Source organism: Leptospira ainazelensis, assembly GCF_016918785.1.
GTDB classification, from domain to species: Bacteria; Spirochaetota; Leptospiria; order Leptospirales; family Leptospiraceae; genus Leptospira; species Leptospira ainazelensis.
The window spans coordinates 49,235-72,845 of sequence record NZ_JAFFPT010000055.1; the positions used below are offsets into that span (position 1 = coordinate 49,235).

Consider the following 23,611-nt stretch of genomic DNA (forward strand, 5'->3'; position numbering starts at 1 on the left):
GTTTTCCAGCACTTTTTCTGTCTCAAGACGGATTCTCCCGCGATCAGGAACGGCTTTCCTCTGAAAGAAAAGAAGGAGTTCCTACTTTTTCAACGAGACATTCTGTTCGAGTTGGGCCCTCTTCTTCGAAATTCGGAGGAGATCCCGCATTCCTTCCGTTTCCAAAACATTGCTTCGATCTTTTTCAACCCGCAAGGGACATGAAAGGCTTGGTCCGAAGGACCGAGCGGGACTCCGCGAGCCTGGAATGGCCCGGTCCTGCGAATCCACCGTAGGAACTCCTTTTTTTTTCCGTTGAATCCTTCTCTTTCGGTGCAGACGCAGGATGCGGCCGAAAAATTCCGCGGGAGTTCCCGCATTTTTCCCATCTTCGAACCAATTTCCAGCTCAGGAAAATTCAAAATCTGCCGAAGTTTAAGAATGCACCGGGGGTTATGTCCGATATGATCACAGCTCGCAAAACGTTTCTTCCATTCGCGCTTCCTTCCATCTCGGAAAGGGCAATCGAAGAAGTCTCCTCTGTCCTTCGTTCCGGTTGGATTACCTCCGGACCTAAAGTCAAAGAATTCGAGGAAGAATTTGCCCGTTTTACCGGCGCCGATTACGCTCTTGCTCTGAACTCCGCAACCGCGGGGCTTCATCTCGCGCTCGAAGCCATCGGTATGAGTCGCGGTGACGCCGCCATCTGCCCTGCCGTTACTTTCACCGCGACTGCGGAAGTCATCTGCTATTTCGACGCAGAGCCGATCCTCACCGACGTCGACCCGATCTTCAACCTCATGACTCCAGAAACTCTCCGCTCCACGATCGAGAGAGAATGTATTTATCAAAACGGTTCTCTTCTCCATAAAAAAACCGGTAAAACCGTGAGAGCGATCCTTCCCGTCCATCTAGCAGGCGTTATCTGCGACATGGAAGGAATTTTGGAGATCGCAAAAGAATATCACCTTTATGTAATAGAAGACGCTGCCCACGCATTCCCCGCAGTTCACAAAGGAAGAAAGATCGGAACCTTCGGAGATTTTACGGTCTTCAGTTTTTACGCGACAAAGGGAATCACAACCGGAGAAGGAGGAATGGTCACCACCAATCATTCCCACTTCGCCGAAAGAATCAAACTCATGCGTCTTCACGGAATCAACCGTGAAACCTACGATCGTCCCGGTTGGTATTACGAAGTCGTCTCCCCCGGTTTTAAATACAACATGACCGACGTCGCCGCGGCGCTGGGAATCGTCCAACTTTCCGAAGCAGACGACCTCTGGAAAAGAAGAATCGAAATCGCCGAATTATACAAAAAAGAATTCGCCGACCTTCCCTTTCTTCATCTCCCCCTTTCCGCTCCGGACGGAGAACATTCTTGGCATCTCTTCCGTGTGGAGGTGGATCGCGCTTCCTCCAAAATCGATCGGGACATCTTCGCTTCTGAATTAAAAAAACGGAATATAGGTTCCAGCCTTCATTTTATTCCTCTTTTTGAACATCCTTTTTACAACGCACGTTTCGAATATAAGAAGGAACACTTCCCGAATTCGAACGCGATGTATTCCAGATCCCTTTCACTTCCTCTCTTCCCGGGCATGAAGGAAGAGGATATCCGGGACGTCGTCAAAGCGGTCAAAGAAATCTTCAACGGGATCTAATCCAGATATCGATTGATCTCCAATGAAAGTTCATCCGGCCTCTCCATGTGAATCGCATGTTTTGCGCCGGTTATAAAAACGAGTTTACTTTTTTTTATGTAAGAATGGAGTTTTTTCGTCATAGACGCGTCCGTGATCGGATCGTCTTTCCCCGAAACGATCAACGCGGGAATTTTGATTTCTCCTAATTTTTTTCCTAAGAAAATCTCCTCTTCTCTCTCCAAAGTGTTGATCGTCAAAAACTGATTCGGGAGTTCGTTCCAGGATTGAATCAACGCTTTTCTCGCGATTCTTCCGGGCAATTCCGGGGTTTCGTAATAAAGCGCCTCTATGAGTTTTAACATATCCTCTTCCGTTTTCGGAAACAATAGTTCCTTCATCTCGTCCCTTTTCGGATGAGGAATTCCCCCCGGAGCGATCAAGACCAACTTTGAAATTCTTTTCTCCCGGTCTCTGAGAGCGATGTGCATCGCGATCAAAGCTCCCATCGAATGTCCGCCTAACACAAGATTTTTGAGATCCAATTTACGGATCGCTTCATAGATCAGATCTCCGAACACATCCACTTGATAGAGATATTTCAGATCGGGAAGTTTACTCTTTCCGAAGCCCGGAATATCGGGGATAAGAATCCGGTAATCCTGTCGAATTTTGGGGGCAAGTCTTCGTAGTCCGGTCGCGGAATCCAAAAGTCCGTGGATCAAAAGAATCGTCTTCTCTTTCTCTCCGTTCTTCTCCAGAAAATAAACCGAGTTTCCGCCCGTCTCCACTTCGAGCTCCCGAAAACCGAGAACCTCTTTCATGTATTTTCTTTTTTTCCAATTGTAATAAGTGAGAAAGAAACTAAACAATGATTTCATAAAAGCCGATTCTTAATTTTAGAATTGTCTTTTGATTCCATTTCAATCCGATGATTTTAATCTTTTCGGATCGGAATGGATTTCTTGGAAGACATTTAAAACAAAAATTCCATCCTCTTCCTCGTTGTAAATCCTTCCACCGCCGAGATTCCGGAATTAGTTCTTGCAAAGAATCGGAATCGACCGAAATTCAATTTAGATTCGGAAGCGGCGAAGACGTCTGAGCTTTTTGTCAACCGACTCTAAGGTATAAGACCTATTGAACTGGAATCAGAATGCCTGAATCTTTACTCTCCGTTCTCCATTCTTTCTTTTATCCCGTGAAAGAGGGAATTCTTGCGTTGGATCCGGAAACCGAAACCATTCTCTATCTCAATCCTTCTCTCGAAAGACTTTTAAACTATTCGGTCGACGAACTCAGAGGTAAACCCTTGGACTTCATCCTTCCGAGTCCGACACAACCCCGCGAAACCCTCACGATCAAACGAAACGAACCTCTCAAGGTTTACTGGCAGCTCCGAGATAAAAACGGTGAAAGAAAGTTGGTCAATTTCACGGTAAACACCTCCAACTTTTTGGGAAAAGACGTATTCTTATTTTACTTTACGGATCGCTCCGAAATCCAACAGACGGAACTTCGTCTCTACTATATGCAAAGTGTCTTAAGAACCCTTAGACTCCTAAGACAAAATCTACGTTATCTGACATCGGAAAGTTCGGTCTTTCAAAAACTCTGCGATACCTTAAAGGAAAACCCTCACTACTTTTTAGTCTGGGCTTTCTTTTACATAGACGGTGAGTTGAAGGTGCTCGGACAAAAAGATCTCAACCCGGATCTAAAGCAAAAAATTCATTCCATCATCGCATCCGATTCTCCCCTCCCGATGAGAAACCTCATCGACTCCAAGGATAACTTCATCATTCACGAATTCGGGAACGGTAAATATCCGGAATGGGAATCCATTTTTTCCGATCATAAGTTTCGTAGAAGTCTTTCGATCGGAATCCGAGACAAAGAAAAACTCTTGGGAGGAATCGAAATTCTCTCTCTGGAAGGAATGGCCTTCGATTCCGGCGAAAATTTTCTCTACGAAGAAATCATCTCCGATGTTCACACTTCGCTTCAAAACGCCAAGACCGAAAGGACACGGATCGAAAACTCCAAAAAACTTCAGTTCCAAGGCGCGCTTTTAAACTCGATCGAAGTTCCTCTCATCTCGACCGACGACGAAGGCTTTATCACTTACGGAAACAGAAGTTTGGAAAAGATATTAGGAGTTTATAAAGAAGATTTTATAGATCTTCACATCGGAGAATTTTTGAATCTCAGTCAGGAAGTCATCGATCGTTTTTCCAAGGAAGAATTTAGAACGGAAATCAAGATGAAAATTTTTCCGGACATAGAAGCTCCGATGCTTCTTGCGTCCTCTCGCATCCGGGACGAATACGGAAATTCGATCGGTACAATTCTTCTCCTTTTGGATATTTCGGAACAAAAGAAGAATGAAGAACTCATTCGTTCTTCCGAAATCAAACTTCGAAATCTTTTCTCGGCGATGAACAACGGAATCGTAATCTTAACTCCGGACGGAATCATCCTCGAAGTGGCGCCGATTCTTAAATTTCTACTTTTCCAAATCCTAAACGTGAATCCGGGAGAAGACTTCTTTTCCCTTTTTGTAAAATCGGTTTCAGACGAACTCAAAAAAGGGATCGAAAGTTGCCTTTCTTCTCAGAGAGCGGTCTTCTTGGATCTTCCGATTCAATTTATCGCAGGAGAAGACAACTTCTTCTCCATCAAAATTCTTCCTCTTAAAAAATACAGAGACGACGGAGAAGCGGTTATGCTCATTTTCTCCGATGTAACTCAGACAAAACTTTTAGACAAACAACTCTATGAAACCGCTCGCTTCGCTTCTATCGGAGAATTGGCGGCGGGTATCGCTCACGAAGTAAACAATCCTCTTCAAGCGAGTCTTCTCTATCTTGAAGATCTCATCGAGACGGAGGAATCCGATCCCGCGGAAAGACTCAAGATCTACAAACGAATCGAAGCCGCGAGCATTCGAATCCGAGATCTGATCAAGTCTCTTTTGGATTTGGGAAGAACGGTAGCCAGAGAAAAAGAATTGATCTCTCCTTATTATATTCTTTTGAGAGCCTGCGAGTTGATCGAAGTTTCCTGTAAAAAGAACGGAATCGAATTAAAACGAATCGCGAGCCCAGACCTTCCTAAAATTCGAGTCGCTTGGCAGGAAATCGAACAAGTCCTGATCAATTGTTTGGTGAATGCGATCAATGCAATCTCCGAGATGGAAACCAAACCTCCGAACCCTAAAATTACGATCACCGCCCGCAAAGAATTTCACTTAAATCGGGACGGAATTTTATTTATGATTTCGGATAACGGCCCCGGAATGAGTAAAGAAGTTCTTGATAAAGCGTTCCTACCTCTCTTTACTACGAGAAGGGGCAAACAAGGAACGGGTCTAGGACTCGCCATTTCCCAAAGGATTATTTCCGAACACAACGGGACCATTTCCTTGGACTCTTCTCCCGATAACGGGACTAGGGTTTTGATTCGCCTTCCCATATAGGAATGATTTTTTGGTAAATTAGGGATCTTCTTAGAGGTAAGAATCTAAGTCCGATGGAATCTAAGCATACATCAGTACTCGTTATAGACGACGAATCGGATATTCGCACGGTTCTTGAAAGAGTCATCTCCAGAGAAGGATATCATGTCTTTCTCGCCAAAGACTACGACTCCGCTATCGAAATCATTCGTAATCACGATATAGACGTCGTCATTTCGGATATCGTTATGAACGGAAAAAACGGAATCGAAGTCACGAAAGAAATCCGAAAGATCAACGAGAACATTCCCGTCATTTTGATGACCGGGAACCCGGACCTCACTACCGCAGAAGAAGCGGTTAGAAACCGCGCTTTCGATTACATCTCAAAACCCATCCGAAGAACTAACATTCTGGAAGTTTTGGAAAAAGCCAGTATCGAAAAAGAATCCAGGGACAAACATACAGAATCCCTAATCCAGTCGACAACCGAAAATACAAAACTTGCGCAAAGAGCAAAAGATCTTTATTTACAAAATTATAATATTCTTAACGCCACTAGCGACTGCGTCATCACCCTAAACCAGGATCTGAAATTTTCAGGCTTCAATCAAGCCGCGCTAAACGCATTCGGTTATACGGAAGAGGAAATCCTCGGCAAACATATCAGCGTTCTGATTCCTCCCGGAAAAGAAAGTCTTTATATGGAAAAGGTCGCGTTGTTATTAAAACGAAAAGGAAAAAAACAGATCGCAAGAATCAGTCATTCCGATCTAAAGAGCAAAAGCGGCGAAGTCAGAACCTACGACATATCGGTTTGTTATTACGACGTGGAAGGCCAGACGTATTACACCGGAATCGCCCGGGACATCACCAACAAACTTTTGATCTCCGAAAAGCTGATTGATGCGGAAAGAAGAGCCTTCCTTTCCACGCTCGCCTCCAGTATCGGACATGAAATCAATAATTCGCTTACGGCGATTCAAGGTCATATCGAAATTGCAAAACTACCCGATTCGACGGACTCAACCCGCCAAAAGGCGATCCAGATCACATGGGGGCAATTGATCAAATTAAAAACTCTCACGAATAATCTTCTTCAACTTGGAAAACCCGGCGAGAGTCTAAAAAAACATTCGGAACCGATCAATCTCAACGAGTCGGTGGAAAGCGTCATCGACGTTTTTCAAAAAACCTCTCGATTAAAAAACTGTCAGATCCATTTCAAACCGGAATCTACTCCCGTTTTGGTCGAATCGAATCAGGATCAACTTTCTCTTTTGTTGTCGAACATCATGTTGAATTCCGCGGACGCCACCGGCAACCGAGGCAATATTACGATTTCAGTACATATTAGAAATCATCATCCGATTGTTTCGATCCTAGATGATGGAATCGGAATGAACGAAGAAGTGATTCAAAAAATATATCAGCCTTACTTTACAACCAAGGGAATCGGAAAAGGAACCGGCTTAGGAATGTTCGTCGCAAAAGAAATCGCCGATCAATACGGAATCAGAATCGAAATCGAATCGGAACCGAACTCAGGAACCGAATTTCGTTTGGTCTTCCCGGACAAGGTATAAAAAAATCATGAACGCTTCCGTTTCGCTCACCGATAGAGAGTTTAAATTTTTAGAACTCCCCGGAAAAACCCCGCAAAAAATCACGCCGATCACCTTAGAAGCCTCGGAAAGAAAGTATTTTCGAGTTCAGTATTCGGATCAAACTCTGATACTTTGCAAAGACGTTCGATTTCAACACGACTTCGTTGAAATCGCGGATTTCCTAAGTCATCATAATTTTACAGTTCCGGAGATACTCAAAAAGGATCTGATTCATTATTTGATTCTGACGACGGACGGAGGAGAGAAAGATCTTACCTCGATTACTGACGACGTTGAATACAGGGACTGGCTTGTTAAATCGTTGGAGATTCTCGTAAAACTTCAAAAAACGGATCCTATGCCCCCCGTGAGTTCAAGGGAATTCGACGTCGAAAAATTTCATTTCGAAAGTGAATTCACATATTTTAATTATCTAAAATTCCAGAAACAATTCCAACTTCAGACTCAATTGAGAAGCGAAGTGAAAATTTTTATCGAAGAGTGTTCCGCGTATTTGGCGGAATATCCGGTAAAAGTTTTCTGCCACAGAGACTTTCACGGACGTAATCTCCTGATCAATTCTCAAAACGAAATTTGTATGATCGACTTTCAGGACGCGAGAATGGGAACTCCTTTCTACGATCTCGCCAGCATTCTCTACGATGCATATAGGCCGATTCCTTTTGCGATGCGACAGGGACTCTATCAACTTTTTATAAAGTTAGGCGAACAGAATTTTCCCCGTTCAAAAGAGTGTTATTATCTTCAGTGTCTTCAACGTTCCTACAAAGCTCTCGGTTCTTATTTCTATCTGGTGGCCGATAAGAAGATGGATAAATATAGGGAGAGTATTCTCGGTTGTTTGGATAATCTCACTGAAATCGTTCAAGCGGGTTTATTTCCGGATCAGCTTTTTGTTTTTTTTCATCTTCTCAAAGAAGAACTTTTGTCGAATTATTCTTTTATTAAAAACAAGTAAACGGGAAGTCTTCTTTGAAATTTTTCATACCAGCCGCCGGTTTCGGAACCAGGATGAAAGAACTCACCCAAAATCTTCCGAAACCGTTACTTCCGGTTCACGGGATTCCGTTGATCTACTATGCGCTTTTTCAAGCCTGGATTCAAAATGCGGAAGGAGCCGTGATCAATCTTCACTATGAAGGAAAAAAGATCCTAAAAACTCTGGAGAGATTTTCTCTTTTTCCTTTGATCTTTTCCGAAGAGAAAAAGGAAATTTTAGGAACCGCCGGAGGAATTCGAACCGGTCTGGAAAGAGCCGGATGGATGGGAGAAACGATCGGAATCATCAATCCGGATTTTCTTTACTTTCCCCATCAAGGTTTTTCGCTTCCGACAACTTTAAAAAACGACGACTGCCTTCTTTACTTACTTCCTCAACCGGATTCGGCGAATTACACGGGACTCGGTTTAGAAAACGGGAAGATCCGTTATGGTCATGGGAATCTGTTTTATATCGGAATTTCGATTTTGAATAGTTCAGTTTTAAAAAATGTGACTCCCGAAACTTTCGCGGATCTCTCCGATAACTTTAGAGAATTGTCCGAAAAACAAAGATTAGGCGGAGTTTTATTTCCCGGAGAAGCAATGGATTTAGGAGAAAAAGAATATTATCTTTCCCTAAAGGATCTGGATTTTTCTCAAAGGATGGATTCTCGATGGAAAGAATTTTTAAAACTCTGCAATCTTGTTTAGAATTTGTGTAGAAAATCATCTACCTTGCGCGGCAAACTCGTTATAAGTCGCAGGAGTTCCCGCAAATTACGTCTCTCCCACGGTTTCATTGGAGTTCCTACATACTGGAAGTTTTTCGGGAAAATCTCTTGATTAAAGATATGAAGAAAGGCACCAAGCGCAGATTCCGTTTCCAACTCGAATCGGTTCCGGAAGGTTTTTGAGCTGAATATCTTTTGGAATTTCGGAAAAGAAAATCCGATCGTCCACGGTTCTTCCACAATAACTACAGTGGCTCGTTTTCCAGGGTAATTCGGCTTCTTCGTGCAAATCCTTCGGGAATGGAAAAATCTCTTCGTCGTTTAGAATTTTCTTTCGTATACTTCTGTATTCTTCTCCGAATGGAATTTCTAAACGAGAAGTTTGCACATCCGGTCCCGAACCGATTCTTAAGAGTTCAGGTTTTAATCCGGTTTCTCTAAGCATCAAAATTGAAAGGGCCAACCCGATGTCCCTTCCTTCGGAATCTTCGGGATAAAGATCGTAGTATTCCATCAAATTCTTAAATTCCATAGCCGCCGCGAGATATTTTCGGAGACGTTCTTCCACAAATGGAATCATTTTAGAATTGTGTAATACTTCTGCGGCCATGCCGGTATCGTTGTGATGAATCGTTACTTTTAGAAAAAGGCCTTTCTCTTTTAAAGAATTTCTGACGGTCTGCGCATCGAAAGTATTTAAGAATTTTCTAAATTCTTCTTCGTTTGAATCGTATTCAATTTCATCCAGAGAATTTAGGCCTTTTTCCGAAGCGAATATTTCTCTGAGATTGGATGTAGCAGACCGGAGGAGCATTTCCTGAATCACTGAATAGACGACCGGTGTAAGATCGGTCTTATTATAATTTTCGAGGCAGAGTTTGAGGAACTTCTCAAGATTTTGACGGAAACAATCGTTGAGAATATATCCGGTAAGTTCGATTCTTTTGCCGGCCTCGATCGCTCTGAGGAGGCGGGTCCATCTTTTAAATTCTTGATCCATTTCGCTTTCGGAAAAAATTCCTCCGAAAACCTATCCGAGTTTTTAGAGAAAGAAAACCCATTTTTGATTTGGATTGGGAAAAAGGAATGGAGAGAACCTGTCCCCTATTCTTATAACATAGATCTTTTTTTATGAACTCAGGAGAATCTTAAAAAAGGATGCCAACCCCAATCTTGAGAACGAGTAGTTTCCCAAGATCAGGATTGGCATAATTTGGAGATCCGTAAGTTGCAAACAGTAATAAGGACGAATTTGATTCCGAGCTCTTGCGAAATCTCGAACAAAGTAGGAACTCCTAAAAAGGAGTGAAGCTTTGAAATCGAAAGGAGTGCGGGAACTCCACACTTCTCTTGGTCTCCAACGGGGATTGACCTTTGCGATCCGGGATTTCAGAGAGGAAAATGCGGGAACTCCACACTTTTTTCCAGAAGATCCCGAGATTTCAGTCCGACTTTCCTCAAAAAAAATGGTGAATTCCGATTTCATAGCTGCTGAAGCGCAGTTTTTCTTTCCTTCTACAAAAAAATTCAGAAGAGAGCCGGATCTCTTTCTAAAAGAATTCCAAAAAAAAGAAAGGTTGAAAATTGCGAACGCAATTGAGTCTGGATTGTCGGACATCTTTCCCCCGTAAGGACAAAACTAGAAAAATCGACTAGTTAAGCGAGAACAGGAGGAGGTAAATTCAGCAGATTTATTGTTTGGATGTTACAGAAGTGGAATTGGAACCTATCCTGGAGGGAAGTGATTTTGCCCTTGAATACGAAAAGAATATTTTTATGTGAAAGAGATAGAAAGCTAAAGAGGAATTCTTCGGATTCCTCTTCCAGCTGCACCAGCTCTTTATATTCGGATTCAATACCGTCTATTGTCTGTTTTTGGGTAGGCAACTTCCCAGGAAGATTGCTGGAGGAGGCGACAGAAAATATTAGAAACAAAAACGCCAGCGCGCAAGCGGTTAGAGGAAAACTAATTTTGTTTCTTTGCCTCTTCATAACCTCATCGAGTCCTAAATTTTAAAAAGCGTCAAGCAGGAAATAAAAATTCACCAAAAAGATCCCGATCGACTCGAAGATAGATCCGTAGTACGATCGGATTAGGGAAAACGATTTAGTTTTCTATAATTCTTTTTCGAAGAATTGCTCCTTCCTTTTCAAAACCTTCTTTATGAAGAAGTGCGAACATATTCTTCTTATAAGCCTCTACGCCCGGTTGATCAAAAGGGTTCACACCCAGAGAATATCCGGAAATCGCGCAAGAATATTCAAAGAAATACATGATTTCTCCCAGGGATTCGGGAGAGATTTCCGGAAAAATCAATTCTAAACAAGGAACACCGCCGTCCGCGTGAGCGAGAAGAGTTCCCAATCGAGCCTGTTCGTTTACGTGTTCGATCGTATTTCCGGCAAGAAAATTCAGCGAGTCCAAATTCTCCTTTGTGGCCGTAAGAGTGAGATCGGAAAGGATCTTGGCCGGACTCAAAACCGTTTCGAACAAAATCCGTTTTCCCTCCTGCACATATTGGCCTAAAGAATGGAGATCTGTCGTAAAGTCCATAGACGCCGGAAAAATCCCTTTGTTTTCCTTTCCTTCACTTTCTCCGAATAGCTGCTTCCACCACTCGGAAAGATAACGAAGAGAAGGATTAAAATTTGCTAATACTTCGACGTATTTTCCGGTCGATAAAAAATAATTTCTGAGAGCCGCATAATGAGTGGCTGGGTTTTTGATCGGATCGTTTTCGGAATGCAAACCTTCCAGAACATTCTTAAATCCTAATATATAGTTTCGAATCGGAATTCCCGCCACGGCAAGCGGGAACAACCCGACGGGAGTAAGAACCGAATATCGCCCTCCTACGGAATCCGGGATCGCAAAAGTTTCAAAACCTTCCGACTCCGCAAAAGTTTTAAGAGCGCCTTTTCTGGAATCCGTTGTCGCAACCACTCTTGAAGAAGCGTCTTTCCCGTATTTTTTTACGAGGAGATCCCAGAAAATCCGGAACGCAATCGCAGGTTCCGTAGTAGTTCCGGATTTGGAGATTACATTGATGGAAAAATCTCTGTCCTTTAGATATTCGAGCAACTCGGAAAAATATCTCGATTCCAGATGATGTCCTGCAAAGATCACTTCTGGATTTCCTTTTTTGGGAGAACGAAAAAAGGGAAGACTGGCCTCTAAAACCGCTCGAGATCCAAGATACGATCCGCCGATCCCGATCACGATCACGACATCGGAAAAAGCTCGGATTCTTTCTGCGGCTTGAACGATTCTTTCTATTTCCGAATTTTGAATTTCGTTCGGAAGATTCAACCAACCCAAAAACTCGCTTCCCTTTCCTTGCAAAGAATGCAACGTCTTTCTCGCGGACTCGGCTCCTTTCAAAAAGGTTTCGAATTCTTGCGATTGAATAAACGCTGATGCGAATCTTGTTTCTAATCGGATCATAGTGAATTACAAATTCTCTTTTTTTCTATTACGTCTCGGATTCGTTTCGTTCGATTCCAAGATTCTATCGGTTCCCAATCTCAAATCGCGACTTATGATTTGAATTCTTCTTCCAAAACCATCAAAAAAAGGGACGCTGGATCAGTTTAGGAAAACGAAAATGCGGGGCAAGAAAAAAGCAAAGGGAAAGAGAGGATAAAAATACGGAGAAGGATTGACGAGAAAGGAAGTGTAATTCAATCTTTCCGGGATTTTTAAAAGTAAAGACCCGCAATGGACAAAGAAGAACTTACAAGAATTCTCAATGAAGAATTTTCATCGTCTCCCAAAGAAGAACCGATCCGATTCTTCTCGGCTCCCGGAAGAATCAATCTCATCGGAGAACACGTCGATTACGCGGGCGGAATCGTTTTGCCGGCGGCCATCGACGTTTTCATAAAAATCGCAATTCGAAAGAATCGAAGCTCTTTTTTTAGAATTTTTTCCGCCGAATCCGGTGAGAAGATAGAAGCGAAAATCATCACTTACAATTCAAAAAGTTCCTGGGTCAATTATGTCTTCGGGGTCCTTCAAGAATTTAGTAAACTCGGATTTGAATCGGATCCATTTGATCTGGTTGTTTGGGGAAATATTCCGCAAGGTGCTGGCCTTTCCTCTTCTGCGGCGTTTGAAGTTGCAACCGCTTTTGCGATTTCCGAAATTCATTCCTGGAAAATCAAAAAAGAAGAACTCGCTCTTTTGGGTCAAAGGGCTGAAAATCTTTTCGTGGGTGTGAATTGCGGAATCATGGATCAGTTCATCATCTCGACGGGTAAAGAGGGCTTTTGTATCGCTCTCGATACGGAGACTCTTACATACGAATATCATAAAATGCACTTGGAAGATTCCGAATTCTACCTCATAGACTCGAAAGTAAAACATTCTTTGAAGGATAGCGCTTACAATGAAAGAAGAATGGAAGTGGAATCGGCGTTTGATAAGATCAAAAAAAGAAAACCGTTCCTCAAAAGTCTTTATCAGGCTGAATTAGAAGACTTAGAGAACGAATCCTTCGGACTGAATCCGATCGAAAAAAAACGGGCAAAACATGTTGTTACTGAAAGACTAAGAACCGAAAAGGTAATCCAAAATCTCAAAAGCGGAAACGCCCAAAACGTCGGTGAAATTCTTTTTGAATGCCATAATTCTCTCTCTAAAGATTACGAAGTTTCGTGTGAAGAATCGGATTTTATAGTCGAACACTTAAGAAAAGAAGGAGTTCTCGGGGCGAGGATGATCGGAGGCGGTTTTGGAGGTTGCGTTTTGATACTGGACAAAAAAGGCAGAAGAGATATACTGTTTGAGAAAATTAAAACGCTTTATTGGAAAGAATTTAAAAACGAACCCCAACTCTATACTTTCCGAATTTCAGACGGCGTCAAAGAATTCTAAAAAAAGAATTTCAGTGGAACTGAGGGAGAAACGAGATGGGAACAGATAATTCTCTGAACCTCGACGGTGGAGAAGTGGATTTTTCAATCAACGAGTTGACCGTTCATCTTCAGAAGGAAGATATCCCGGAGAATTTCCCCAAGGATGCGGTTGCTCTGAAAATCAGCGGAGAAATCAATCTTTATTCCGCACACGCACTCAAAGAAAAAATTTTCGATCTGATAGACAAGGGCTTTATTTATATTTTCGTGAATATGGAAAACATTCGTTATATTGATTCTTCCGGTCTGGCGGTTTTTATGAGCACCCATGCAAAACTTGTAAAGATCGGGAAAGGCGGAATCGCGATGTTCTCCCCTTCTTCCCAAGTGAATAAAATCTTAGAATTGACCAAATTAAAATCTCTGATTCGCGTCACCGGAACGCTCAAGGACGCGATGAATATCCTTCTCAATTGATTATCTTAGAGAATGAATAAAAAGAAAACAGAATATTCTAAATATTTAAATAACTTACTCAGCTGCAATAAGTGTCCAAAAATGGAAGGGAGGCCCGTTCACGGTTGTGTTCCTTCCACTAAAATTATCAGCATCGGTCAGGCGCCGGGCATTCACGAAGAAAGATTCGGAAGGCCTTTTTCCTACACGGCAGGGAAAACCCTTTTTGGTTGGTTTCAGAAAATCGGAATCGAAGAGGAAATTTTTCGAAAAAAAGTGAATATGTCCGCCGTTTGTAGATGTTTTCCCGGGAAAGCCAAAAGTGGAGATCGAAAACCAAATCCGGAAGAGGTCCTGAATTGCTCTGAATTTTTGGAATTCGAAGTCCGCTTTCACAAACCTCAGTTGATCATTCCTATTGGGAAACTCGCTATCGATCAGTTGTTCGAGAGTCGTAGTTACAAGTTGGAGGACGTGATCGGTGGAAGGTTTTCGCGGGAACTCTACGGAATACGGGTGGACTGGGTCCCTCTGCCGCATCCATCAGGACTGAACGTCTGGAATCACACTGAAACTGGAAAGAGACTGATTCAAAAAGCTTTAAATCTTCTAAAAAACCACCCTGTTATGAAGCAGGAATTTGATTTGTAAAGGCAAGTTCGCGGGAACTCTCCTATTCCAATTGAAAAAAGACACCGAAAATCAAGATGAATTCCCGATTTTCAAATCCAACATTTCCTAAAGAGGAGAAATTATAAAGTAATCTTGTGTTTTAGAGAATTAATTCCTGAACTTTGGACAATCAAGACGTACAATGATATCCAAAGCCTTTTGAGCTTTTGATTTTCCTATAGAACTTCTATATTCAATGGATTGCTTGAGACGAAAATTCATTCACAAGTTGAGCCATTCTTTGCGAATACTCTTCTTTAAAGTCGATCATCCAAATTAAAATCAACTTTTGATTGATCCTCGAATCCAAAGGTCTTGGAACAACTAAATTTTCTTTTTCTTCCGAGAGTTCCCACTTCAAGAGGAGATGGTATAAATAGCAATTTGAGATTCCATGAGATCGCGATAGAATTGTCAATTCTTCCCAAAAAAGAGGATAAATTCTTACATTAAATTTTATCAGAACATTTCCCTTTTCCTGATAAAGAGCAGTTGCTGTTTTCTTATGAATTCTCTTGATCTTAAGAATTCGATTCCTATATTTTCTTAGGAGGTATTCTAAATTTCTTCCAATTCTTTTTTTGCTTTTAATGGGAAGTCTGTTATAAAGGCGTTCCGGTACTAAAAAAGAACAGGTAATTTTCGATTTATCGAAATTGGAAGATAACACTTCGTCTTTAATTTTTATATTCCTCATATCCGATACGGTTCTAAGGGAACGAATCGTAAGATGAATTTTTTAAAAAAAAGTATTCTTATTATAATTTTTTTTGAAAAATTTGAAATTCAAACCTCCTATCTGAGGAGTTCCCGCAAGGCAATATCTATAGTGGGGTACGAAAACGAAAACCCAGCCTTTTGGAGTTTTTCCGGTATCACATCTTGACCTTTTAGAATCACATCCGCGCCTTCTCCGAACAATCCATATAGTAGAGGTGCGGGAACTCTAAAATATGCTGGTCGGCTTAAGATCTTCGCGAGGGTTTCTGAAAAAATACGATTGCTCACCGAATTCGGGGCAACCAGATTAAATGCCCCTGAAAGATTTGGATCCAAAATAATATATAGGATAGAACTTATCAAATCCTTCAGATGAATCCAACTTAAAACTTGTTCTCCCGATCCAATTGGCCCCCCAAGTCCAAACCGAAAGGACGGAAGCATACTTTTTAAAGCTCCTCCTTGAAGACTTAGAACAAGTCCCGTTCTCATCTTCACATGACGAATTTCTGTCTTTGCGATTTCATCAGAAGCATCCTCCCATTCCTTACAAAGATTGGCTAAATAATCCAATCCGACAGGAGATGATTCTGAAAATATAGGAGAGTCACTTTCATACGAGCCATAATAACCAATCGCTGATCCTTGTAAGAAGAATTTTAAAGGAGTTCCCGCAATTTTCGAAACAGATTTAACTAATTTTTCGGTATAATCAACGCGAGAATAACGAATCTCATCCTTTACCTTTTGGCTCCATCGGACTCCCGCAATCGGGGCTCCCGCCAAATTAATAATTCCATCCAAACCTTCTAGATCTTTTACTCTCGGGAAAGAACCCACAATAATTTCTAAATTAGGTCTTCCAAGAAAGAAAGTCGGAACATTTGCAGAACGTGTGAAAATTCGAACGTGAAATCCTTTTTCTAATAAAGCAAATGCAAGATCTCTACCGATTAAACCAGTTCCGCCGGAAATCCCAACTATCATACTCTTCCCCTTAAAAAAACCTTTTTTGAATGTCTTCTTTGTTTCATGAATCCTGATTGCTAGAAGAAGGGAGTTCCCGCAACTTTGGATTCGTGGTTCACAAAAAAAGTATTCTACTAATTTTGGCTTTAATATTTCCGATTTCTATTATAACCGGAAATATCCTTCTTTTTAATTCGACCAACAGCAAAATCGAAGTGTTTGAATTAAAACCGCCTTTCTTGGCATTTGATTTCACGAATTCCTACCTCAAAAAGAGCGATTATAGGATTGCCAATCTCTTAGACAGAAACCCGAAGACAACATGGAGGAAAGTTCGCGATTCTTCTCGAGAAGAAGATTTTCAGTTGGAGCTTCGACAGACTCACCATTTAAGCCAAAACAAACCGAAAATTTCGAATTGGAAGTTCCTACAAATCATTGCCTGCCCAGAAACCGACGAAATTCTAAAAATAGATTTAGTAATAAGGGAATCCATTGATATGGATAAAGAATTACGAATGCCAAAGGATGAAATCAAAGGACAAAAACTGTTGAATTTTTCCAAATCAAAGCATTTCAAGATTCCCCTCGAGCCTTACTACAAACCTGAAGAAAGTAAGGAGTTCCCGCAAAAAATGTTCATCTGGACGGTCTTTGGTACTTGGATAAAGGACGAGAAGGAGCAATTGAAAGATAGAACGCTATGTTTAGAAGATATCTGGCTAAGTGAGGACTGATTTTTCGCCAGAAACGCGGGAGCTCCCGCAAAAACTGGGGAGAACGACGGGGATCGAACCCGCGACAGCCAGTACCACAAACTGGAGCTCTACCAACTGAGCTACGTTCTCCATCTCTTGTTTGTCCTTTGGTGACCCGAGAGGGATTCGAACCCCCGACCCACTGCTTAGAAGGCAGTTGCTCTATCCAACTGAGCTACCGAGTCTTGGGAGGATTGGAAAATCGGGATGATAGGATTTGAACCTACGACCCTCTGCTCCCAAGGCAGATGCGCTACCCCTGCGCTACATCCCGTTTCCGACTCCATGTTTTTAAAAACACCCGCAGTGTCAAGAAGACTCTTCAACTTTTTCAATATGCCTCAGAATCTCCGGATGTGTCGGAGCTTTCCGAAGAGCCTTCTGCAGAGCTTTGATCGCCTCTTCTTTTTTACCCGCTTTTAAGAGAAGAATTCCGAACGAATCCAAATAAGCGGGATTTTCCGGTTCTTCTTTGAGGACCGACTTCAGACAATCGGCCGCCAATTTCCATTCTTCCGGGCTGACTTCTCGATTATTCAGGAGAAGAAAACCGAGAGAATTTAAAGAATTCTTATACTCCGGACGCAATCTCAAAATTCTTTTGTGAGTCTCGATTGCTTCTCCGATCTTACCTGACTTTTCGAGTGCAAACGCTTTCAGGGAAAGAATACGAATATCGTCGACTTGAAGTTTGAGCCTTTCATCGCATTTTTCCAGAGCTTTCTTAAAATCTTTGCTCTGAATCAAAGAGTAAATCATCATAAGAATGGAATTTTCTCTTTCTCCAAATCTCGGAAACTTCTCCAAAAGTTCTTCTAAAATCGAAATACACTTTTTAAAGTTGCCGGTTCTCGCGCAGCAAATTGCAAAATTGTAATATAGATCCGGATCATCGTTCCCGGAGGAAATCTCGCGATCGATCAGAGTCAGAGCAAAAAGAAAATTCTCCTTATTGATTTCCTGAAGAATTCTTTTTTTCGCGGAAGCCGTTTTCTTTTTGTTATCTTTTTCAGACATTCTTACTAACGGAATCAGAAAGTTCTTTTAAAAGAGAAGAATCCGTTTGATCGAGAGACAAGGGAGTTAGAGAAATCAATCCGGAGAAGAATGTAGAAAAGTCGGTTCCTTCTTCTTCGAAATGACCCAATTCCGAACCTCCCAAGTAGAAGTCCGCGATTCCGCCGATGATATTTTTTTTGGAATATGTATCTTCATACGTCCTTCTTCCCAATTTCGTGATCCGAAGATTTTCCAGAGAAGAAACGAAATCCGAAGGAATGTTGATATTATAGACGGTCCCCGTTCTAAGAAAAGTCGTATAACGTTTGATAAACTCCAAGATAAATTCAGCTTCCTTAATATAGTCGTAATCTCTGTTGATGTTTCCCGAACTGACCGCAAGAGAAAGACGATTATGGATCGCACCGTGTCTCGCGGCTCCAACCGTTCCGGAATAATGGACGTCGTGTCCCATATTCACTCCACGATTAATACCGGATAAAACGAGATCGATTTTCGGAAAAATTTCACCGTGTAAACCGATGTTCACACAATCCGCAGGATAACCGTCTACGATATAATGATTGTCGTTGATCTTCTCCACTCTCATCGAATCGTAAATCGAAAGTGCCATAGAAGTCGCCGACCTTTCGCGAAGAGGAGCGATTAAGAATGTGTTGTGTTCTTTTTGAAGAATTTTCTCAAGAGCTTTAATACCCGACGAGGCTATTCCGTCGTCATTCGTAATCAGTATATTCATAAAATCAAATGTAGAATGGATCCGGAAATATAAAAATAGAATACAAAAGGGAAAATTCCCGAGATCAAGATAGAAGTCAGAGAAAAACGAAACGCATCCGAAGTTTTCAGATCATAAATAAACTGAATTCCTCTGGAAACGATTACGACGTAGTAAACAATCAAAAAAAGAAGAATCAAGAAGTATCCGATTCCACCCGTCAACCCCGTTTCACGAAGGAGAATCGCCAGAGGAGTAAAAAACACGAAGACCGCCATCGCAAAACGACAGAGGTTGTGAGAAAAACGAACGTTACCCGTTCTTTCTTTTTTTTGCGCGTGAAAATCGATCACAGCTCCCAAAATCAAAGGAAGCGTTGAAATCATAGAAAGGTTCGCCAAAAATGCAAAGGCGATCATTCCTAAAGATCCGCTCGTATAAGGAGGTGAAAGATAAGTCGCTCCGACGGAAATACTGAGAGCGCTGGGAATCAGAATGATCCAGGAAAAAAGGTTTAACGTTTTTTCCGAAAGATTGGAAAGGGCGGATTCAAGGCGAATCGGATCATATAAAACCGCTTCTAAAACTTCGACGATAGAATTGAGTAGATCTTTCAAGAATTCTTACCTAAGCGCTTGTGGAAGAATGATGAGAACCGGAGAATTTTTAAATTCTTTGAAGAAAATTCTTTCACTCGAAAAAGAATTCATCTTTGCGCCTAACATCATAAAGAGTCTGTCAAACGGAGACTCTTCTTCTTCATAAAGAGGAATTTCACCGTCATACTGACAAAGCCTGGATAATTCTTCTAACGCTTCCTTTCTTCCGCCGATTTCATCCACGAGTTTATTTCGAAATGCATCCTGTCCGGAGTAGATTCTTCCTTCCGCCAAAGTCTGAACGGACTTTACGGTTTGATTTCTTCCTTTTGCGACGTCTTGGATAAATTCGTTATATGTATCGGAAAGCATCTTCTGGATCATCTCATCCTCTTCGGGAGTTGAATCGCGAAAGAGCGACAAAGAATCTTTGTATTTCCCTTCTTTGTAGACTCTCATCTTCACTCCGTAACGATCAAGAAGACCTTTGACGTTAGGAGCCATCGCTATGACTCCGATCGATCCCGTAATTGTTCCCGAGAGCGCGAAAATTTTGTCGGCGGAAGCCGCGATATAATATCCGCCCGACGCCGCCATGTCCTTCATAGAAACCACGATCTTTCGCGTTTTTCGAAGACGCATGAGCTCGTTATAAATTTCTTGAGAAGCTCCTACGGTTCCTCCGGGAGAATTGATTTCGATTAAGATTCCCTTAATATTCGGATTTTGTTCTATATCCCTAAGTTTTTGAAGAATGCTCTCGGCACCCGTAGATTCGAACGTCGAATGTCCGGAATGAATCTCTCCGTCAATCTTTATCAGCGCCGCCCCGATCGGGGCCGTACTAAAAAAAGTTCCACCGGAAGTTTTGGAATATTTCGAAGTGGTCGTTGAGAGGGAAATGTTTACGAGCCCGATGAGGACGGAGAGGATCGTAAGAACAAATGTAATCGCTAAAGCAAGACGGTTTCTTTCCACTCTTGAGATCAGATTCTCCCCTTTCGAGAGTGTCAAATGAAATAAGAATCGTTGGGTTAGGCTGTGAAAGGGGAAATTCTGGGGAGTTCCCGCAAATCCCCGAGACAACGAGGGTGGGCCCGGAAGTGCGGTTTTGTTCTCAAAGGAAATCTGTGCCGGTTTTCGACTTTTTTCGATAAAAAATGGGACATAACTTTCCAGCGTCAAGCAGCGGACGACCTCGTTCTGAAAAAATTCTGTGAGAATTCGTGATTTTTTGGGGAGTTCCCGCAATTTCCAGTTTGACTACAAAATGAATAGTGCAGGAAACTGACCAGTCAGTCAGAAAATATGAAATCAATCATCGAATCTTTTATCAAAAACCGACTTTTTATGTATCTGGGAATGGTCTTTATCGTCCTTTCCGGAACGATTTCGCTCTTAGGCCTCCGCCGAGATGCGTTCCCGAACGTAGACATGAAACAAATGGTCATCTCTACAAAGTTCCCCGGAGCATCCCCCGAGGACGTCGAACTCCGAGTCACCTACCCAATCGAGCAACGACTCAAGGAAATCGATGGGATCGACGAGATTCGCTCCTTTTCCAGAAACTCAGTCTCGGACATCGACGTTCGAGTCAGCCTGGAAGAAAAAGATCCGGAAAAAGTTCTCAACGAGATTCGACGCGCCGTAGACAATGCAATGTCGGAATTCCCTCCTCAAGTAACGGAAAAACCGAAGATGACAGAACGAAAATCAGGATCTTTTCCGATCATTGAATTTTCGATTTCCGGCGGGAAAGACGAAATCGAACTTCACACAACCGCGGAATTCATAGAACTCGAATTGGAAAAAATACCCGGAGTGGCGAGAGTCGACGTTTTTGGAAAAAGAGACCGAGAATGGCAAATTTTAGTAAATGCAAATAAGCTAAAACAGTATTCATTAGATTTATCTGATATAGTTAATACTGTAAGAAATCGAAACATCAATCTTCCGGCAGGATCCGTGGATTCGGAAAACTCTTTCGATCTAAGAATCGATGGAGAATTTAAAACTCCTTCCGAAATCGGAAAAATTCCCACTCGAACCAATGAAATATTTTCCACGGTAAAATTAGGCGATCTCGCGAGAATCGAAGATACTTTCGAATATCCGCGCTTTTTAGCGATCGCAAACGGAAAACAAGGACTCGTTCTTTCGGTAATCAAAAAGGAAAGAGCCGATGCCATCGAAGTAGCCGATACGGTTCACAAAAGATTGGAGACACTATCGAGTTCTTATCCTTCGGGGATGAAAACTTTCGTTTTAAACGACGAAGCCAAGAGGACGAAAAATAGACTGAGTGTGGTTTCTTCCAACGCCCTTATCGGATTTATTATAGTCTTCGGTATTCTTTTCTTATTCTTAGATTTTAGAACGGCCACTCTTACTTCTCTCTCGCTCCCGCTTTCCATGCTGATGACATTTTCGGTCCTTCCGTTTTTCGACGTTTCGTTTAACATGATCTCTATGATGGGATTGATCATTTCTCTCGGAATGCTCGTGGACAACTCCATCGTAATCTCCGAAAATATCTACACCTACTTGGATCAAAAAAACGATTCTCATACGGCTTCCATTCGCGGAACGGTCGAAATGATAGTTCCTATTTTCGGATCCTATCTAACCACGGTTACCGCCTTTCTCCCTATGCTCTTTATGACGGGAATCATGGGTAAATTTATCTGGGAAATTCCGTTAGTCGTCATCGTGGCTCTTACTGCGAGTCTTATCGAATCTTTCCTCTTTTTGCCGGCGAGGATCGCGGTTTACGCAAAAACGCCGGAACAACTCAAAGTAAAAAGCCGATTCCGGCAAAAGATGGATTCTTATTTTATTTCTCTCGAAAATTCTTTTTCGAGACTCGTTTCGTTTAATATCAAACACAAAAAGGCATCGTTTGCTTTCATTATTCTTCTTGTTTTTGGATCTTGCGGAGCCATGTCTCAAATGGACTTTATCCTTTTCCCGAAAGAAGACATTGAAATCATCATGATCAAGGCGGAATTTCCTCCTACTTCCAGGATCTTTCAAACGCGGGAAAAGATGAAATACATGGAAGGGATCGTCCAGAAAATTCCAAAAGAAGAATTGGTAAGTTATTCTACGAAGATCGGAGTTCAACAAACGGATCCGGACGATCCTCTCTCTCGATTCGGAGAGAATTTAGCGGTGATTCTCATCTATCTCACTCCGGAAGTAAAAAGAGAACGGAAGGCTTCCGAAATTCTTCAATCCATCGAACCCGAACTTCGTAAAACTCCCGGTATGACGGATCTTTTTTTGGAGGAATTCGGAAACGCTCCTCCTATCGGAGCTCCGATCACGATTTCGATTCAAGGAAGAGATTACGAAACTCTAAAGAAGATTTCCAACGAACTTCAGGCATTCTTAAAATCCATTCCGGGAGTTTTTTCAGTTCGGGACGATTATCGATTCGGCCGTAAACAAATGTACATCCAATTGAACGAGGGCCTCGAGAGTTTTACCGGAGTCTCCACTCTTGCGGCGGCCAACGGACTTCGCGCGGCCTACGACGGAGAAAGGGCAGGTTCGATTCGTAAAGGAAGAACAAAAATTTATCTGAGAGTCGTTTACGATCGTGACTTTCGTAAAAACCCGAACGAGATCAAATCGATCCCGCTTCGAAACAAGGCGGGAAACATCACGTATCTTGCGAAAATTTCCCGTATGGATCTGATAGAATCTCCGGAACTCCTCGCGCACAAGGACTTTGAACGAGCCATCACGGTCAATGGTGATGTGAAGATAGATCAAATCACTGCTCACGACGCGAATCAAAAGGTCGCGGACGAATTCAAACCTTTGATCGAAAGACAGTATCCCGGTATTTCCATCTCGTTCGGCGGAGAAGAAAAAGATACGCAGAGATCGATGGCTTCCCTCGGCAAAGCGGGTATCATCGCGATCTTCGGAATTTTCGGAATTCTCGCGCTCACGATCCGAAGTTTTTGGAAGCCGATTCTAATCTTAAGTACGATTCCGTTGGGAATCATCGGAATCGTAATCGGGTTTCCTCTTTCCGGAAAATCCATCAGTTTTCTCGCGATGATCGGAATCATTGGACTCGCGGGAGTTCTTGTAAACGCGTCGATTGTCCTCGTCGATTGTATCGATTCGATTAAAAAGGGATCGAAAGCGAGTATGGACGAAATCCTAATCGAAGCGAGTCAAAGAAGATTCAGACCGATTCTTCTTACAACTCTTACCACGGTTGCCGGTCTTCTTCCAACCGCATACAGCCTCGGCGGTTCCGATCCTGTTTTGATTCCGATGACTTTGGCTTTGGGTTGGGGATTGGGTTTTGGAACGTTAGGAAGTCTTCTCTATGTTCCCGTGACACTTTCAGTATTTCACGAACTCGGTTCTAAATTCTCAAAGAAAAACGGTAAGAAGAAGTAGA

The 23,611-nt window shown here is 42.2% G+C and carries 20 protein-coding genes and 3 tRNA genes; 10 read left to right on the forward strand and 13 right to left on the reverse strand.

The features are described from left to right. Positions 1 to 434 precede the first annotated feature (434 nt). Positions 435 to 1,643: a DegT/DnrJ/EryC1/StrS family aminotransferase gene (locus JWG44_RS13015; protein WP_205275392.1), complete on the forward strand. Its 1,209-nt coding sequence runs from the start codon at positions 435 to 437 to the stop codon at positions 1,641 to 1,643. Here the strand turns inward: JWG44_RS13015 and JWG44_RS13020 are convergent. Then, on the reverse strand, positions 1,640 to 2,446 hold the full coding sequence (locus JWG44_RS13020; RefSeq protein ID WP_232371636.1) for an alpha/beta fold hydrolase: 807 nt from the start codon (positions 2,444 to 2,446) through the stop codon (positions 1,640 to 1,642). The genes JWG44_RS13015 and JWG44_RS13020 overlap by 4 nt on opposite strands. A 332-nt stretch (positions 2,447 to 2,778) precedes the next feature. On the opposite strand from JWG44_RS13020, the gene JWG44_RS13025 reads away from it, so the two are divergent. Genes JWG44_RS13025 through JWG44_RS13040 form a run of 4 tightly spaced genes read left to right on the forward strand, consistent with a single transcriptional unit; the run spans position 2,779 to position 8,399 of the window. Further along, positions 2,779 to 5,100 carry an ATP-binding protein gene (locus JWG44_RS13025; protein WP_205275394.1) on the forward strand — a complete coding sequence of 774 codons (2,322 nt, stop codon included), beginning with the start codon at positions 2,779 to 2,781 and terminating at the stop codon, positions 5,098 to 5,100. Between the two features lie 53 nt (positions 5,101 to 5,153). Next, positions 5,154 to 6,665 (forward strand): hybrid sensor histidine kinase/response regulator, encoded by a 1,512-nt coding sequence (locus JWG44_RS13030; protein ID WP_205275395.1) that lies wholly within the window; start codon positions 5,154 to 5,156, stop codon positions 6,663 to 6,665. 7 nt (positions 6,666 to 6,672) lie between these two features. Then, a complete protein-coding gene (locus JWG44_RS13035; protein WP_205275396.1) occupies positions 6,673 to 7,665 on the forward strand; it encodes an aminoglycoside phosphotransferase family protein in 993 nt (330 codons plus the stop codon). Between the two features lie 14 nt (positions 7,666 to 7,679). After that, on the forward strand, positions 7,680 to 8,399 hold the full coding sequence (locus tag JWG44_RS13040) for a sugar phosphate nucleotidyltransferase (protein ID WP_205275397.1): 720 nt from the start codon (positions 7,680 to 7,682) through the stop codon (positions 8,397 to 8,399). 132 nt (positions 8,400 to 8,531) lie between these two features. Here JWG44_RS13040 and JWG44_RS13045 read toward each other — a convergent pair whose 3' ends face one another. From JWG44_RS13045 to JWG44_RS13055, 3 genes are all read right to left on the reverse strand, one after another. After that, positions 8,532 to 9,419, reverse strand: coding sequence for a hypothetical protein (locus JWG44_RS13045; RefSeq protein ID WP_205275398.1), 888 nt, complete (start codon positions 9,417 to 9,419; stop codon positions 8,532 to 8,534). 656 nt (positions 9,420 to 10,075) lie between these two features. Beyond that, positions 10,076 to 10,411, reverse strand: coding sequence for a hypothetical protein (locus JWG44_RS13050; protein WP_205275399.1), 336 nt, complete (start codon positions 10,409 to 10,411; stop codon positions 10,076 to 10,078). A gap of 115 nt (positions 10,412 to 10,526) precedes the next feature. Further along, positions 10,527 to 11,864: a glucose-6-phosphate isomerase gene (locus JWG44_RS13055; RefSeq protein ID WP_205275400.1), complete on the reverse strand. Its 1,338-nt coding sequence runs from the start codon at positions 11,862 to 11,864 to the stop codon at positions 10,527 to 10,529. Between the two features lie 273 nt (positions 11,865 to 12,137). Here JWG44_RS13055 and galK point away from each other — a divergent pair, with 273 nt between their 5' ends. Genes galK through JWG44_RS13070 form a run of 3 tightly spaced genes read left to right on the forward strand, consistent with a single transcriptional unit; the run spans position 12,138 to position 14,383 of the window. Then, entirely contained in the window at positions 12,138 to 13,295 is a 1,158-nt protein-coding gene (gene galK, locus JWG44_RS13060; RefSeq protein WP_205275401.1) for a galactokinase, read from the forward strand. Positions 13,296 to 13,330: 35 nt separating this feature from the next. After that, positions 13,331 to 13,753, forward strand: coding sequence for an STAS domain-containing protein (locus JWG44_RS13065; protein WP_205275402.1), 423 nt, complete (start codon positions 13,331 to 13,333; stop codon positions 13,751 to 13,753). 12 nt (positions 13,754 to 13,765) lie between these two features. Beyond that, positions 13,766 to 14,383, forward strand: a complete 618-nt coding sequence (locus tag JWG44_RS13070; RefSeq protein WP_205275403.1) for a uracil-DNA glycosylase family protein — start codon at positions 13,766 to 13,768, stop codon at positions 14,381 to 14,383. Between the two features lie 214 nt (positions 14,384 to 14,597). Here the strand turns inward: JWG44_RS13070 and JWG44_RS22700 are convergent, their stop codons facing one another. Both JWG44_RS22700 and JWG44_RS13080 read right to left on the reverse strand, forming a co-directional pair. Then, positions 14,598 to 15,101, reverse strand: a complete 504-nt coding sequence (locus JWG44_RS22700) for a DUF1564 family protein (RefSeq protein WP_205275404.1) — start codon at positions 15,099 to 15,101, stop codon at positions 14,598 to 14,600. Positions 15,102 to 15,199: 98 nt separating this feature from the next. After that, the gene (locus JWG44_RS13080) at positions 15,200 to 16,111 is read right to left on the reverse strand and encodes a TIGR01777 family oxidoreductase (RefSeq protein WP_205275405.1); all 912 of its coding nucleotides are present in this window, start codon (positions 16,109 to 16,111) and stop codon (positions 15,200 to 15,202) included. Positions 16,112 to 16,203: 92 nt separating this feature from the next. Here JWG44_RS13080 and JWG44_RS13085 point away from each other — a divergent pair, with 92 nt between their 5' ends. Continuing rightward, entirely contained in the window at positions 16,204 to 16,830 is a 627-nt protein-coding gene (locus tag JWG44_RS13085) for a hypothetical protein (RefSeq protein ID WP_205275457.1), read from the forward strand. A 35-nt stretch (positions 16,831 to 16,865) separates the two neighbouring features. Here JWG44_RS13085 and JWG44_RS13090 read toward each other — a convergent pair. The 7 genes from JWG44_RS13090 to sppA all read right to left on the reverse strand — a co-directional run bounded on the left by JWG44_RS13090 (position 16,866) and on the right by sppA (position 20,166). Beyond that, positions 16,866 to 16,941 (reverse strand) — tRNA-His (locus JWG44_RS13090). 18 nt (positions 16,942 to 16,959) lie between these two features. Then, positions 16,960 to 17,036: transfer RNA gene (locus JWG44_RS13095), tRNA-Arg, on the reverse strand. A 17-nt stretch (positions 17,037 to 17,053) separates the two neighbouring features. Then, a tRNA-Pro gene (locus tag JWG44_RS13100) sits at positions 17,054 to 17,125 on the reverse strand. A gap of 35 nt (positions 17,126 to 17,160) precedes the next feature. Continuing rightward, the gene (locus JWG44_RS13105; protein WP_205275406.1) at positions 17,161 to 17,868 is read right to left on the reverse strand and encodes a tetratricopeptide repeat protein; all 708 of its coding nucleotides are present in this window, start codon (positions 17,866 to 17,868) and stop codon (positions 17,161 to 17,163) included. Continuing rightward, positions 17,861 to 18,610 carry a 5'/3'-nucleotidase SurE gene (gene surE / locus JWG44_RS13110; protein WP_205275407.1) on the reverse strand — a complete coding sequence of 250 codons (750 nt, stop codon included), beginning with the start codon at positions 18,608 to 18,610 and terminating at the stop codon, positions 17,861 to 17,863. Before surE ends, JWG44_RS13105 begins: the two co-directional genes overlap by 8 nt. Beyond that, positions 18,607 to 19,206, reverse strand: coding sequence for a hypothetical protein (locus tag JWG44_RS13115; RefSeq protein ID WP_205275408.1), 600 nt, complete (start codon positions 19,204 to 19,206; stop codon positions 18,607 to 18,609). Before JWG44_RS13115 ends, surE begins: the two co-directional genes overlap by 4 nt. 6 nt (positions 19,207 to 19,212) lie before the next feature. After that, positions 19,213 to 20,166 carry a signal peptide peptidase SppA gene (sppA, locus tag JWG44_RS13120; protein ID WP_118980848.1) on the reverse strand — a complete coding sequence of 318 codons (954 nt, stop codon included), beginning with the start codon at positions 20,164 to 20,166 and terminating at the stop codon, positions 19,213 to 19,215. A 330-nt stretch (positions 20,167 to 20,496) separates the two neighbouring features. Here sppA and JWG44_RS13125 point away from each other — a divergent pair, with 330 nt between their 5' ends. Next, positions 20,497 to 23,610: an efflux RND transporter permease subunit gene (locus JWG44_RS13125; protein ID WP_205275409.1), complete on the forward strand. Its 3,114-nt coding sequence runs from the start codon at positions 20,497 to 20,499 to the stop codon at positions 23,608 to 23,610. Position 23,611: the final 1 nt, after the last annotated feature.

Excerpts from the sequence above, each read along its gene's own strand:
- JWG44_RS13015 (WP_205275392.1), top strand. The coding sequence starts at position 435 with ATGTCCGATATGATCACAGCTCGCAAAACGTTTCTTCCATTCGCGCTT.
- JWG44_RS13020 (WP_232371636.1), bottom strand. The coding sequence starts at position 2,446 with ATGAAAGAGGTTCTCGGTTTTCGGGAGCTCGAAGTGGAGACGGGCGGA.
- JWG44_RS13025 (WP_205275394.1), top strand. The coding sequence starts at position 2,779 with ATGCCTGAATCTTTACTCTCCGTTCTCCATTCTTTCTTTTATCCCGTG.
- JWG44_RS13030 (WP_205275395.1), top strand. The coding sequence starts at position 5,154 with ATGGAATCTAAGCATACATCAGTACTCGTTATAGACGACGAATCGGAT.
- JWG44_RS13035 (WP_205275396.1), top strand. The coding sequence starts at position 6,673 with ATGAACGCTTCCGTTTCGCTCACCGATAGAGAGTTTAAATTTTTAGAA.
- JWG44_RS13045 (WP_205275398.1), bottom strand. The coding sequence starts at position 9,419 with ATGGATCAAGAATTTAAAAGATGGACCCGCCTCCTCAGAGCGATCGAG.
- JWG44_RS13050 (WP_205275399.1), bottom strand. The coding sequence starts at position 10,411 with ATGAAGAGGCAAAGAAACAAAATTAGTTTTCCTCTAACCGCTTGCGCG.
- JWG44_RS13055 (WP_205275400.1), bottom strand. The coding sequence starts at position 11,864 with ATGATCCGATTAGAAACAAGATTCGCATCAGCGTTTATTCAATCGCAA.
- galK (WP_205275401.1), top strand. The coding sequence starts at position 12,138 with ATGGACAAAGAAGAACTTACAAGAATTCTCAATGAAGAATTTTCATCG.
- JWG44_RS13065 (WP_205275402.1), top strand. The coding sequence starts at position 13,331 with ATGGGAACAGATAATTCTCTGAACCTCGACGGTGGAGAAGTGGATTTT.
- JWG44_RS13070 (WP_205275403.1), top strand. The coding sequence starts at position 13,766 with ATGAATAAAAAGAAAACAGAATATTCTAAATATTTAAATAACTTACTC.
- JWG44_RS22700 (WP_205275404.1), bottom strand. The coding sequence starts at position 15,101 with ATGAGGAATATAAAAATTAAAGACGAAGTGTTATCTTCCAATTTCGAT.
- JWG44_RS13080 (WP_205275405.1), bottom strand. The coding sequence starts at position 16,111 with ATGATAGTTGGGATTTCCGGCGGAACTGGTTTAATCGGTAGAGATCTT.
- JWG44_RS13105 (WP_205275406.1), bottom strand. The coding sequence starts at position 17,868 with ATGTCTGAAAAAGATAACAAAAAGAAAACGGCTTCCGCGAAAAAAAGA.
- surE (WP_205275407.1), bottom strand. The coding sequence starts at position 18,610 with ATGAATATACTGATTACGAATGACGACGGAATAGCCTCGTCGGGTATT.
- JWG44_RS13125 (WP_205275409.1), top strand. The coding sequence starts at position 20,497 with ATGAAATCAATCATCGAATCTTTTATCAAAAACCGACTTTTTATGTAT.